The sequence below is a fragment of the Bradyrhizobium sp. BR 1432 genome, assembly GCF_051547705.1.
GTDB lineage: Bacteria > Pseudomonadota > Alphaproteobacteria > Rhizobiales > Xanthobacteraceae > Bradyrhizobium > Bradyrhizobium zhanjiangense.
The window spans coordinates 1-12,054 of record NZ_JBPUGF010000004.1 but is presented as its reverse complement, the minus strand read 5'-3'; the positions used below and the strand labels follow the sequence as shown (position 1 = coordinate 12,054).

At 58.7% G+C, this 12,054-nt stretch carries 11 protein-coding genes and 3 pseudogenes; 2 read left to right on the top strand and 12 right to left on the bottom strand.

Annotation, left to right across the window (positions count from 1 at the left end; all coding sequences use genetic code 11):
• Positions 1-54: 54 nt before the first annotated feature.
• From ACSKB8_RS41095 to ACSKB8_RS41050, 10 genes and pseudogenes are all read right to left on the bottom strand, one after another.
• Entirely contained in the window at positions 55-978 is a 924-nt protein-coding gene (locus ACSKB8_RS41095) for a LysR family transcriptional regulator (RefSeq protein ID WP_438110967.1), read from the bottom strand.
• 110 nt (positions 979-1,088) lie between these two features.
• Positions 1,089-1,319, bottom strand: coding sequence for an EscF/YscF/HrpA family type III secretion system needle major subunit (locus ACSKB8_RS41090; RefSeq protein ID WP_438110965.1), 231 nt, complete (start codon positions 1,317-1,319; stop codon positions 1,089-1,091).
• Positions 1,320-1,322: 3 nt separating this feature from the next.
• Complete coding sequence (locus ACSKB8_RS41085) at positions 1,323-1,574, bottom strand: EscE/YscE/SsaE family type III secretion system needle protein co-chaperone (RefSeq protein WP_438110963.1); 252 nt, start codon at positions 1,572-1,574, stop codon at positions 1,323-1,325.
• Entirely contained in the window at positions 1,561-2,406 is an 846-nt protein-coding gene (locus ACSKB8_RS41080) for a hypothetical protein (RefSeq protein ID WP_438110961.1), read from the bottom strand. Before ACSKB8_RS41080 ends, ACSKB8_RS41085 begins: the two co-directional genes overlap by 14 nt.
• Positions 2,407-2,937: 531 nt before the next feature.
• A pseudogene (gene sctV, locus ACSKB8_RS41075) lies at positions 2,938-4,691 on the bottom strand (type III secretion system export apparatus subunit SctV).
• A gap of 22 nt (positions 4,692-4,713) precedes the next feature.
• Complete coding sequence (locus ACSKB8_RS41070) at positions 4,714-5,031, bottom strand: FHIPEP family type III secretion protein (RefSeq protein ID WP_438110960.1); 318 nt, start codon at positions 5,029-5,031, stop codon at positions 4,714-4,716.
• A 678-nt stretch (positions 5,032-5,709) separates the two neighbouring features.
• Positions 5,710-6,180, bottom strand: coding sequence for a calcium-binding protein (locus tag ACSKB8_RS41065; RefSeq protein WP_438110958.1), 471 nt, complete (start codon positions 6,178-6,180; stop codon positions 5,710-5,712).
• Positions 6,181-6,868: 688 nt separating this feature from the next.
• Positions 6,869-7,156 (bottom strand): annotated as a pseudogene (locus tag ACSKB8_RS41060) (DDE-type integrase/transposase/recombinase); the annotation flags it as partial.
• A gap of 204 nt (positions 7,157-7,360) precedes the next feature.
• Positions 7,361-8,086, bottom strand: a complete 726-nt coding sequence (locus tag ACSKB8_RS41055; protein ID WP_438111774.1) for a reverse transcriptase domain-containing protein — start codon at positions 8,084-8,086, stop codon at positions 7,361-7,363.
• Between the two features lie 26 nt (positions 8,087-8,112).
• Entirely contained in the window at positions 8,113-8,286 is a 174-nt protein-coding gene (locus ACSKB8_RS41050; RefSeq protein WP_438110956.1) for a hypothetical protein, read from the bottom strand.
• Positions 8,287-8,654: 368 nt separating this feature from the next.
• On the opposite strand from ACSKB8_RS41050, the pseudogene ACSKB8_RS41045 reads away from it, so the two are divergent.
• A pseudogene (locus tag ACSKB8_RS41045) lies at positions 8,655-9,806 on the top strand (recombinase family protein); the annotation flags it as partial.
• Positions 9,807-10,721: 915 nt separating this feature from the next.
• Here the strand turns inward: ACSKB8_RS41045 and ACSKB8_RS41040 are convergent.
• Positions 10,722-11,069: a hypothetical protein gene (locus tag ACSKB8_RS41040; RefSeq protein WP_438111773.1), complete on the bottom strand. Its 348-nt coding sequence runs from the start codon at positions 11,067-11,069 to the stop codon at positions 10,722-10,724.
• On the opposite strand from ACSKB8_RS41040, the gene ACSKB8_RS41035 reads away from it, so the two are divergent.
• Complete coding sequence (locus tag ACSKB8_RS41035; RefSeq protein ID WP_438111804.1) at positions 10,974-11,183, top strand: hypothetical protein; 210 nt, start codon at positions 10,974-10,976, stop codon at positions 11,181-11,183. The genes ACSKB8_RS41040 and ACSKB8_RS41035 overlap by 96 nt on opposite strands.
• A gap of 652 nt (positions 11,184-11,835) precedes the next feature.
• On the opposite strand, the gene ACSKB8_RS41030 is transcribed toward ACSKB8_RS41035, so the two are convergent.
• A partial coding sequence (locus ACSKB8_RS41030) for a hypothetical protein (RefSeq protein WP_438110954.1) occupies positions 11,836-12,054 on the bottom strand: 219 nt, incomplete at its 5' end.

Sequence of the window (12,054 nt, the reverse complement as noted above, 5' to 3'; positions counted from 1 at the left end):
CGGAACAGACCCGATCAGGCAAATGCTCTGGCGTTCGACCTCCGCGCGACGCTTTCACGTTGTTCTGCCATTTTTCCGAAGCGCAAGGTCCACGTGGGTTGCCAGGAGGTCACCTACCGCCTGAGCCGCGAAGGGGAGCGGAGTATTGCCGGAAGAGATCAGCCATGCCGTCACATGGATCGGCGGATCTATTGACATCAGCCTCAGGCGGCCCTGCCCCGGTATGTCCGAGAAGACGATCTTCGGAACGATCACATTGCCGATGCCTGCATTGACCAGGGAGAGCGCACTGGCGAACGTGTCGACTTCCGCGACGCAATTGGGAGTCAAACCGGCCCCCTGGAACGCCCGGTCCAACGCGCTGCGAACTGTGTTGGGCCGTGTCGGCAGCACAAGAGGAAGGTGAGCCAGCCGCTCGAGCGAAATGGTATGCGCGATATCTTCGGCAAACAGAGGTCCAACCAGCGATAGTGGCTGACAAAAAAGCGGCTGCCGGGCTAGACCCAGGATAGGCTCATCTTCCAGAAGGAAGCAGATATCGACCCCGCGCGACGCGATAAGCGATCTCATGCGCAGAATGTCACCCGCAACCAGACGGAGCTGCACTTTCGGCAGGATCATCCGGCAGGCTTCCATAAAGTCGCAAGCCCAGCACACCGCAAATCCCGGTGACATGCCGAGCCTTACCAGGCCTTCCGGTTCTCCTGCCGCTGACTGGACGACGCGGCCCAGCTGTTCCACCTGCTCAATGATCGATGCCGCCTCACGATAGAAGATTTCGCCCGCGGGAGTTGGACGAATGCCGCGCTGACTGCGCTGGAGCAGTGCGACGCCAAGTTCAGCTTCAAGGGCAGTCATTTGCTGACTGAGGGCGGGCTGCGCCACGTGCAGCATGCCTGCCGCCCCCGTGAAGCTACCGGCATCCACGATGCCCAGAAAATAGCGGAGATGACGAAGTTGCAGGAAGTTAGGTGACATCAGTCGCGTTCGATTTCGTTCGGTCGATTCGGGCCTGATCAGTATATCCGGGCTCGCCCATCAGCCCGCATATCGTACCGGCGCCGAACGACCAAACCTACCGATGAAGATCAGGCAATATTCCGGATGATACCATTGAGTGCGTCGTGAACCGCCTTGATGATGGTGGAGTTCAAGTTCAACAGCGTCGTGTGCTTGCTCATTGAGAGCTGAAACCGAAGCTGATCCATAGTGTCGTCTGGGTTCATGGTTGCCATACGTTCTCTCACATTGCGTTCCGATTGGGTAACGGACTGCCCAATAGAGTTGGTTATGCTGCCGAAATCAATTTCACCTCTCATTACTCAGCGGACTATTCCGCGGTGATGCCGTATCCATGTAGCATCAACGACTTCTGTCGCGCAATCTATTGCCTCAAGCAGCGCCCGCAGTGCCTCGAACTGCCGCGTCGTGACGCCGATATCAATGTCACGTTTCAGAGATTGCCTCCAGTTCTGGAGGTCTCCATTGATGACAGCTCTGCTGGAGCCATCAACATCATTTAGCAGCTGCTTTTCCAGCTCAAGCACGATGGATTCCTCTTCACCTTTGATCATCCTCGGTTAACCACTCTGGGTTGCCTCGATAGAGCATGCGAAGGTTCGATTCTCCCACACGCACGATAAGTCCGTCGTGGTCAATGTCAGCAATCTTGCCGATGTGATCGATGCTGTCGCCCACTTTCAACTGCGCTCCGTTCTCAACCACGACGAACGGTGTGCGGCCCAGGTGTACCCCCCGTACCGCGGGCAATACCATCAGCTCGCATCGTGACTCGAGCCGGATATAGGGGTTGAATCTTTCCTCGAACCGAGCGGCAAGGTCCTTCCACTCATCGTATGTAGCCGAGGCCAGCGCTCCAGACACAGATACGACATCGGGCCTTGCGGTGATGCGGATGGACCGGCGCAGTTCGGCGGAAGCCGCCTCCAGCAGAAAAGCGCGTGCGCGATCTGGTGTTGCCACTTCATCATTGGTCTTGTAAACGCCCGGGATATCCTGCTGCAGACGACGAAGGGCCGCTTCTACTTTGGCATCGCTCCGACAGTACCCTTTCACTGTGAGTTCGCCTGCACCTTCTACGTGAACGCGACCGTCGATATCAAAAGCATGTAAGATCGTAGCTGCGAGATCGATGAGCCTTGCGTGAGATAATTTAGCAGTGGCCGGTGGCTTTGCTGCGAGGTCAGCCGCAAGCCCGGGGTCTTGCCCGCCAGACTGGCTCTTGTTGGTATTCTCTCCAGGCTCCAGGTCGATCGCCAGCTTCCCGGCCGTCGACGGGATATTGACGTCGGGTGCAATGTCCAACCCATGAGGATCAGCCGTCTGCGGCTCGATCGCCGGAGTGCCCAGAGCGGTAGAAAAAGCCCGGGAGTGAAGCCGCTCCATACCTGCCCAAGCGCCACATATTATCATCAGGAGGCCACAAACCACTGCCCCCAGCCGCAATCGCCACGGTATCCAGCCCACCGCGAGACGTGTTCGCCGGCTGCCCAAAGCCGATGAGTCTGTCGCATCTGAAGGGGGCCTGCTTGCACCCAACCTCTGGCGCTCGAGTACGGTATCATCCTCGGGAAAGCCGAGCCCGATGGGGCCCAGGCTGAAGATTGTGGGCCAACACGGACCGGGGTGAACGGATCAAGGATAGTCGGATTGTTTGTAGTGCACTCCCTACCGTTGACAAGCACGCCCGGTGCGAACGCAGTGATCTGGATTTTTCCGACTCGATAACAACACGAATATGCGAACCGACGAGTTCCGGATCGCCGAAGGTGAGGTCATCCGTACTATGGCTACCGATGAGCCACGCTCCCTCGCCCAGCCATGTCTCCGCACCCAGGTTTGGCCCGGACAGCACGCGCAAAGTGAGCTTGGCCTGTTCAGCGGTCACAACATTCTTTTCCATTGGCATGTTCGTCACTACAGCGCAATTCGCGCCAAGGGCTGGACGGAGATGTCAGGGGTAAGCTCCTGATAGGAGAGCACCGGGAGCTCGTACAAATCGACCTCGACAAGCTTGCGGATGTACCGACGGATATCGAACGAGGTGAGTAGCACGGGCTTGTACGGCGGTGATTCAAGGATGCCGGCGGCATCTTTTATCCTGCCAATGATCTGCTGCGTGGTCTGCGGATCGAGAGCGAGATAGCTTCCGGCAGACGTCTGCCGAATTGACTTGCGCACTGTGTCTTCCACATCCGCCGTCAAAATGTAGGCCGGCAACAAATTCGTACCGGCACAATGCTGAAAGCAGATCTGCCTCTTGAGCGCGCCACGCACATACTCGGTTAGCAGGACTGTATCCTTCTCGTTTTGTCCCATTGGACCAATGTGTTGAGGATAGCGCGCATATTTCTCAGCGAAACCTGCTCCGAAACGAGCCGCTTAAGCACCTCAGCGATCTTTTGCAGAGGGACCAGGCGCAACGCCTCCTTCACGAGTTCCGGAAAGGATACCTCCGCCTGCTTCAAAAGCGCTTTCGTTTCCTGGATACCGATGAACTCATCGGCGTGCCGACGCGCGATTTGACCAACATGGCAGGAAAGAATCTGGGCTGCTTCCAGATACAGGATGCCCGCAGCTCGCAGCGACTCGAGGTGTGCGACATCAACCCAGACGGCCTCGATCTGAGGCAAGAACGAGGACTCTTCCATGACACATGGAATGTCCACCATTTCGAGGCCCTCGGGAGTATCACGCGCCAGGATATGTTGAGGCCGCAATCGTCCCGAGCTGTATGGAACTTCATTTAACCTGATAATATATTCACCCCTGCTACAATCATCGTTTATTCGGACGTTGATCACGGGAACCGGAACGCCAAGATCGAGCATCAGCGCCTGCCGCGTGGCCACCAACGCTTTGTCAAGCACGTCCGGCTGAATCATCGTCTGGATATCGCGGTCAATGTCGATCATCAGCGGTACGGTAAGCATGATGCCATTACTGCCTACCTTGTTTGCCTCAGAGGCCTCAGTCGAACTCGTCGACAGCGCTCCCCCGCTAAGTGGCTGGCCATGCGAGTCAGTGCGCAATAGCTGGCCACGACGCTGCAGCAGCCAGCCGGCCCCACCCACGGCTGCTGCCAAAACTATAAAACTCACTATCGGAAAGCCTGGCACAAGAGAGAACAGGACGAGCATGAATGCTCCAACCATGAGTGCACGTGGCTGCGCACTCAGTTCATTGCCGATCGCATTGCCGAGGTCTGCGCTGTTGTCTTCGGAGCTAACTCTCGTGACGATGAATCCTGCCGTGATCGAGGTGAACAGCGCCGGAATCTGACTGACGAGACCATCGCCAATGGTCAGGGTCGTATAGACTTCAAGCGCCTCCGAGAATCCCATTCCCCTTTGGAGTGAACCAATCGCGATCCCGCCCATGATGTTCACGATAATGCTGATCAGGCCTGCGATCGCGTCCCCTTTGAGGAACTTCATGGCGCCGTCCATGGCACCGTACAATTGACTTTCGCGCTCGATGGCAACACGGCGCCTGCTAGCCTCTCTCATGTCGATGCTGCCTGCCCGCAAGTCGCCATCGACGCTCATCTGCTTTCCCGGCATGGAATCCAGTGAAAACCGTGCAGCGACCTCGGCAACGCGCTCTGATCCTTTGGTGATGACGACAAATTGTACAATTGTCATGATCAAAAAAGTCACCGCGCCTACCACGAGATTACCAGCTACGACAAAGTTACCGAAGGTCTTGATGATCTGGCCAGCATCCGCATGAATGCAGGATGGTGCGAGTTGCCGCAATACCGAGCGCCAGCCGAAACAGCGTTGCTAGCAAAAGCGCCGATGGAAATGAGACGAATGCAAGTGGCGATTTGATGTAGATCGCCACCATCAGCATGAGCGCTGCAATTCCCAGATTGACCGCTTGCAGCATATCCATAAGCACTGACGGAAGCGGAATAATCATCATGAAAACGATCGTAATCAGCAACGTCACCAGAACAATGTCGCTGCGGCCGGTAGCGATAGTCAGGAGTTTGTCGAGTGACTTCATCTGATCAACCTAGCGCGACTTGCCCCGTGAAATGCCAGTCCATAGCCAGAGGCGCGTCTCGCTGCTGACGATGGCTCGCTCCGGCCGTGAGACAGACTGCCGGCGCGCCTTCATCAAACCTTCCAAGATTCCAAATCTGAACCGTCCGGCCGATTAGCTGCGTCCAAAGCCAACTCGCCCGGGCTGCAACAGTGACTCTCATGTTTACTCGATAGTTTGCGGAAGCCCGCAGTCTTTGGCCTAGACGATAGGCGCACGCGATTGTCTTACACGCGAGAGGTCGTCATGCAACATTCGCCGCGATCCGTGCACAGCCGATAGCCTCGATGAATTCGGATCTGCATCGATGTAGACCGCAGGATCCGATGCACCATGGATGAGATCGACCTCTGGGTTTGGCAGGTGTGGGTGTTCGCCGAACAGCATGATGGAAGCGCGCAGCAATAAGCAACGTCGTCCAATTCGCTGGCACTCGGTGATACCGAGGCGACAGTCCAGGCTGCTTCAGGAGCCGGTGCAGAAAGTGCACTTGCGTATACGCCAGCGCGTGCAGGGAGACGTTACCGATGTCCAATCGTCCGGTCGCGGGCAACGGCGAATCGCCGCAGGCAAAAGGATGCGCCAATAGCGATCGCCGTGCCCGGTCGCAGTTCTCGGCCGAAAGGTATGGCCGCAACGTCAGATGATCGAGAAATAATGTTCAGGGTGATGCTGAACGTCCGCAGCATTTACATTGGAGAGCGTGATCGAATTACCCTCTCCGAGGTCAACGACCGTGGAATCCGAGCCATCCGCTTCAACGCGATTGGCAAGATCGGCAAGCGTATGAATACCAGTGTGATTGATCCCTGCCTCGATGTCCAGTGTATCCCCCACCGCGAAGTCCATCACGGCATCCTTGCCATTCCCGCTCGTGAACACGAAGGTGTCGTTGCCGTCTCTGCCGAACAGAGCATCGTTGCCCTGATCGCCGAACAGAAAATCGTCACCCGCACCACCAGAGAGCGTGTCGTCGCCCTGATTGCCTTCCAGACTATCGGCGCTCGCACCACCATCGATCCAATCGTTCCCGCCCAGGCCCTGGATAAAGTCTCTGCCGGGCGTCCCATGCAAGTGATCGTCGGAGTCTGTGCCGCGGATTACAGCCATGTCGTTCTCCTGTGTTGTGTCTGCTAGGCCCCTTTGATCTGCTTAGGGCCGACCAGAAGCAAATACATTTTCGATATCGGTCCAGCTGATCGCGCTATGCCCTGCATTGAAACGTGCGGGGCTTTCAGGACCCACGGGGACCATATTTGCCGGCCGACGAGGTCGAGCGATCGCTCGACAATGCCAGATCAATGGCCTGACGCTTCTCGTTGCAGGTAGGCGACCGACCTTGACGTTCCATTCGACACCCCCGGCTCGGTGAGGTTGCTTCAGGTGTCCTGTCATTCGGAAGAGGCTAGTGTGAGAGTGCCGGCCAGAAAAAGCGCGCGTTCACGCGCCTGCATTTCTGACACGCACGCCCGGCCGCCATCGCGGGGGAGGAGAAGCCACGCGCGTGAGGTCGTGAACACCTGCACTCCGCAGCTTAACGAAGGATCGGGCCAGGCCCGATCCATATGGTTGTTGAACGGCCGCCTGATCTCCTCCATGAGCGGGGGCGGATCCCCAGGGGCTTGGCACCGGCGCGATATTCCCGTCAGCTTCATCAGCCCAACCCGGGAAAAGCGCCTAGTCGGTTCCGCAAGCCCCGGCGATCGGCGACGATGTTGTCGAGGTGCAGCACCTCTGGCCGTTGTCTTTCCGCCAAACGCTTAACCAGCGTCCGCGTGGGGTCGAGCACGAAGACGCCTTGCACGCCGCGATCGGAATGATGAATGAGGCTGGCAGGTCTGGGCCTGCGACCGGCAAGCGCCTGATCCAGCGTTTCCACGGCAAGCGAAGCGTCGAGATGGGGAGCCAGAGCCCACCCCACCACCTTGCGCGAGAAGCCGTCGAGAACCACGGCGAGATAGGCGAAGGCCTCGCGAAGGCGAAATGGAGTAAGAAGCGCATAAGCGCTTCTCCTCCCCGAACCGTACGGGCACCTTTCAGCGCATACGGCTCTCCGTTCAAGTCTGGCCCATGGCCATTGCGACATCCTGATATCGCGAGGTGATGGTCTTCCTGGGCTCCTCCCTGAAGATGTAGGGATTTGCTTCTGGGTTTCTCCATCGGAACTGCCCCTTTGGACTGGATACCAATCGGTGCAGTGCTTTCCCGACACGATGGCCTCGTTCACTGACCCCGTGGACAAACCAGGTCTTGGCCTGCCCAGCGACTGGTGCTCGATACCAGCTCCGCATCAATGGTTTGATGCGGCTCCGATACTTCTCGCCAGCCAGTGCGCCATTTTCCAGAACACGACATGATCGACGTGCCGGAACGTGGTCGCGGTGAAGTCCGTGTACTTGTAGAAAGCCGCCCAGCCCCGCAGTTGGCGGTTCAGGCGGCCCACCATATCGACCTTGGCAAGATCATGGTCACCAGAGAGGACCTTCGACAATCTTCGTGCGAATGCCTTGGCCTTCTCTTTGGGTATGGTCGTGACGACCGCCATCCGTCCGCTTGATCCCCGCTTGCGAATGATCCGATGCCCCAGAAAGACGAAGCCGTCATTGACGTGGGTGATATGGGTTTTCTCCATATTCAGCGTCAACTTCAGCTTGCCTTCCAGAAAGGCCCGGCACTCTTCGCGGACGGCCTCGGCATGGGCCTTCGTCCCTTTGACGATGACAACGAAGTCATCGGCATAGCGACAATAGGCTACAGCAGGTTTCCACTCGCGGTTCTCTCGAACCGTGATCGGACGTCCCTGTTGAATGCCGAAGTTCCACGCCCAACGATCCTTCCTCGCTTTCTTGTTCAGGTATTTCGCCTCCAACCAGCAATCAAACTCATGGAGCATGATGTTGGATAGGAGCGGCGACAGAACGCCGCCTTGCGGAACGCCCTCACTTGCTGCGAAGAATAAGCCACGATCAACGTGACCGGCTTTGAGGATTCGCCAGAGCAGATCAATGAATCGCAGGTCCCTGATGCGACGACGTACGCATTTCAGGAGCAGCCGATGATGGACAGTGTCGAAAGACTACTCGACAGACTACCCATCACCGCGCTCATCATCTCGACGACTATCCCGATCAGGTAACCATCGTTCGGTCGCGCCATCCCTTTGAGGGATCTGCGCTTAATGTGCTTGGCTGGTGTCATCGACGCGGCGAACTTCATCTGACGCTTGTACTGCCCGATGGTACCCGTGCCCTTGTACCGGCCGCGTGGACAGATCTGCCTATCGCACAACATTTACCGCGTGCAAGCCCGCAATGCGCTCGAGCGGCATTCCTGGCTTCCCACGCCGAGCTGCTGCACGCCCGGACGATCGTCGACGCTTTGCTGCGGCAATTGGATGCCGCGCATACTGTCCTACCACCGGAATCGGAGGACAGCCATGCAGCAGCTAAGCTTTCTCGACCCACCACCTCAGCGCGGGGCCGTACCTGTATGGGGAGCCCTCGATAAAGAGCAGCGCGCACATCTCGTGCTGCGACTCGCCCGACTAATCGCCCGAGCAATCGCCACTGCCGGAGATTACAACGATGAACGAACTGAGCAAGATCACCGCTGAGCACCTACGCCGATGCGCAATCGTCTACGTGCGTCAGTCCAGTACGACGCAGGTCGAGCATAATCGCGAGTCCACTGCCCGTCAGTACGAGTTAGCCGAACGCGCCGCGCGGCTTGCTTGGCGACGCGATCAGGTGAAGGTCATCGACGAGGACCTCGGTATTTCCGGTTCCGGCCTTTCCGAGCGCACCGGCTTCGCGCGTATGACCGCGGAGGTCGGCCTCGGCCAGGTGGGCATCGTGCTCGGCTTGGAAGTCTCGCGACTAGCGCGCAATAATGCTGATTGGTACCGTCTGCTCGATCTATGTGGCCTGACCCACACGCTCATCGGTGATGGAGATGGGATTTATCATCCGGGCTTGTTCAATGACCGCCTGGTGCTCGGGCTCAAAGGTACGATGTCAGAGGCAGAGCTGCATGTGCTGCGTGCGCGGCTGCTCGGTGGCATCCGCAACAAGGCCGCACGCGGAGAACTGCACCGCGGGCTGCCGGTGGGTCTGGTACGGGGCGACGCCGACGGGGAGGTGCTGTTGCATCCTGACGAGTCGGTGCAAGCCGCGATCCATGCTGTCTTCGACCGCTTTGCCGAATTCGGCTCGGCACGACGCGTGTGGCTGTGGTTCCGCTCGCAAGGCCTGCGCTTTCCGCTGCACTCCAACAGCCTTGTCGATCTCCGCTGGGTCGCCCCCACTTACACAAAGATCCACCAGGTCCTCACCAACCCGTTCTATGCCGGCGTTTATGTGTATGGCCGCACCCAGCAGACATGCTATCTCGATGCGGGCGGTCGAATCCGAAAGCGCATCAGACAACGCGACCGCGAGCAGTGGCCGGTGTTCATTCGTGACCATCATGCCGGATACATCGATTGGAATACCTTCGAGGCGAACCAGAAGCGCCTGGCGCAGAACATCCGTCCTCGACCGCACCAGAGCGGGGGTGCCGTGAGAGAAGGCGCAGCACTCCTGCAAGGCCTCGCCGTATGCGGACACTGCGGTCGGCGCCTGGCCGTACACTACAGCGGCCGGTTCTCGGCGCCCGGATACCACTGCGCCGGCAAGAACATCGTCAACGGCCGGGGCGAGTACTGCCTCAACATCGGCGGTATGCAGATTGATGCGGCTGTCGCCGAAGCGTTCCTTGCGACTCTCGCGCCCGCAGGCCTGGAAGCCTCGCTCCAGGCGATCGAGCAATTCGACGCCGATCACGAGACGACTCTCGCGCAGTTCCGTCGCGACGTCGAGCGTGCGCGCTACAACGCGCAGCGCGCCGAGCGACGCTATCGCGCCGTGGACCCGGAGAATAAACTCGTCGCGCGTGAACTCGAAGCAGAATGGGAAAGCGCTCTGCTGGAACTGAAGACTGCCGAATCCGAACTCTCGGACCGCGAACATGCCCGACCGCGCTCGCTTACGCACGAAGAACGCGACGCGATCCTTGCACTCGGTAAAGACCTCAAGCGTATCTGGTTCGCTCCCACGACGAGCGATCGCGATCGCAAGGAGTTGCTCCGCACGCTGCTCGACGATATCACCTTAGGAGTCGAGCGCGATAAATACCACGCTCACCTGACGCTGCGTTGGCGCGGCGGTCTCTTCAGTGAAGTTAATGTCCCATTGCCGCACTCGCATCCATCGCCGATCCGCACCGCCGACGATACGATCGATCTGCTGCGGCGACTGGCTGCACATTATCCCGACACCAAGATCGCCGGCATCCTCAATCGCCAAGGCCGGACAACGGCCACAGGACTGTCGTTTACGGCAAATCGTGTGTCGAGCCTGCGGACGCACTGGGAGATCCCGTGCTTCGAGCCGAAACAGCAAGTGCAGGACGGCGAGTGCATGACGATCGAGAAAGCAGCACGCGCTCTCGGGACCGCACCCTCTACTTTGCATCGCTGCCTCAACGATGGCTTAATTGCCGGAGAGCAGATCACACCTGGCGCGCCGTGGCGCATCCGTATCAATGGCGAGTTGCGGTCGCGCTTTGTGGAGAGCGCGCCCGAAGGTTACGTGAAGATGTTCAGGGCCATGAATCTACTCGGCGTCTCGCGGCAAACCATCTTGCAACGTGTAAAGCGCGGCGAGCTTAAGGCCGTTCACGTCTATCGCGGACGGGCAAAAGGCATACGAATTCAAGTACCTGCAGTTGCTCCGGACCTCTTCGACCCTCTCAAAAAAACTGAAGGTGTAGTATGACGCAACATCCAAGTATCTACGGATGTCGGCATCGAGTACCCAGTTCACCGGCTCCGTCGTGATGGCTTCGCGCACCACCCGCAGCGCCTGATGAGCGCTGCGCCCGGGTCGGAAGCCAAAGGAGCAATCGAGGAAGTCGGCTTCATAGATGGCGCTCAAGACCTCCGCCACCGCGCCCTGGACGATTTTATCTTCCAGCGCGAGGATGCCGAGAGGCCGCTGACCGCCGTCAGCCTTTGGGATGTAGGTCCGGCGAACCGGCAACGGCCGATAGCGGCCGCCATGGACCCTGTCGGCTAGATCGCGAAGATTACCTTCGAGGTCTTGCCCGTAGGAGTCCACTGTCACCCCATCTACCCCGGGCGCCGCCTGCCGCCGCAGCCGTCGATACGCCCTTTCGAGCGCAGCGACGTCGACGTGGTGCAGCAGCGCCGTGAACCGAGTCTGGCGCGACCGTTTGGCCGCCTCATTCACCCTGGTGAGATTGGCTGGCAGGATGACCCGGCTCTGTGTCCGGTCCCGTGCCTGCTCACCGGAGTTTCCCATCAGTCGGGGCCTTCCCTCCGGTCGACTCGTTGCCTTCGCCGCCATCGACAGTACTACGTCCCGATCCGCCACCCTGCCGTGCCTGAGGAACGGCCTCTGCTTTTCGCTCGGCCAGTTCTCCCTCCGGTGACGAGCCGGAGCACACGACAGGGTTTCTCAGGTTCCCATGATTTCTGTGCGCGCGTGATGTGGTCTCCGACCCCGGCGGCCCAGAACCTGCTCGCCTTTAGCGCAGATCCCGGTGTTGCCTTCGACTTTTGAAGCAGCCTCGGCGACCGCGACGATCCGATTACGTGGCCCAATACACACCCTGCACGCTTGCTGTCTACGCTTGGTCCTGCCGTTACCGGTTCGGACCCAAGACTCGCTACGAGGCGTCTGGCTAAGACCTACCTCGGCGGCACTTTCATCCACTAGACATCATGAGCTTCTCCTGACGCACTTCAAATCTTGCCCCGCAACCAAGTTTCAAGCCCTTGAGAGCGCTCCGTTTTCGAGGGCTTTTTGTTGCTCCCATTTTGGCTGAAAATTCAGCTCGTGGAAGCGTCGGAAGGAAAGTCGCAGCGTAAAATCGGCGAGGGGCACGATGACTCAATTGCGATTGCAAGTCGATGGCGAGCGCCGT

Bases quoted from the DNA above. Each gene is read 5' to 3' on its own strand.
- ACSKB8_RS41065 (WP_438110958.1), bottom strand. From the start codon at position 6,180: ATGGCTGTAATCCGCGGCACAGACTCCGACGATCACTTGCATGGGACG.
- ACSKB8_RS41080 (WP_438110961.1), bottom strand. From the start codon at position 2,406: ATGGAGCGGCTTCACTCCCGGGCTTTTTCTACCGCTCTGGGCACTCCG.
- ACSKB8_RS41090 (WP_438110965.1), bottom strand. From the start codon at position 1,319: ATGAGAGGTGAAATTGATTTCGGCAGCATAACCAACTCTATTGGGCAG.
- ACSKB8_RS41095 (WP_438110967.1), bottom strand. From the start codon at position 978: ATGTCACCTAACTTCCTGCAACTTCGTCATCTCCGCTATTTTCTGGGC.
- ACSKB8_RS41050 (WP_438110956.1), bottom strand. From the start codon at position 8,286: ATGAAGTTCGCCGCGTCGATGACACCAGCCAAGCACATTAAGCGCAGA.
- ACSKB8_RS41035 (WP_438111804.1), top strand. From the start codon at position 10,974: ATGAGCGCTGCGCCCGGGTCGGAAGCCAAAGGAGCAATCGAGGAAGTC.
- ACSKB8_RS41070 (WP_438110960.1), bottom strand. From the start codon at position 5,031: ATGAAGTCACTCGACAAACTCCTGACTATCGCTACCGGCCGCAGCGAC.
- ACSKB8_RS41085 (WP_438110963.1), bottom strand. From the start codon at position 1,574: ATGATCAAAGGTGAAGAGGAATCCATCGTGCTTGAGCTGGAAAAGCAG.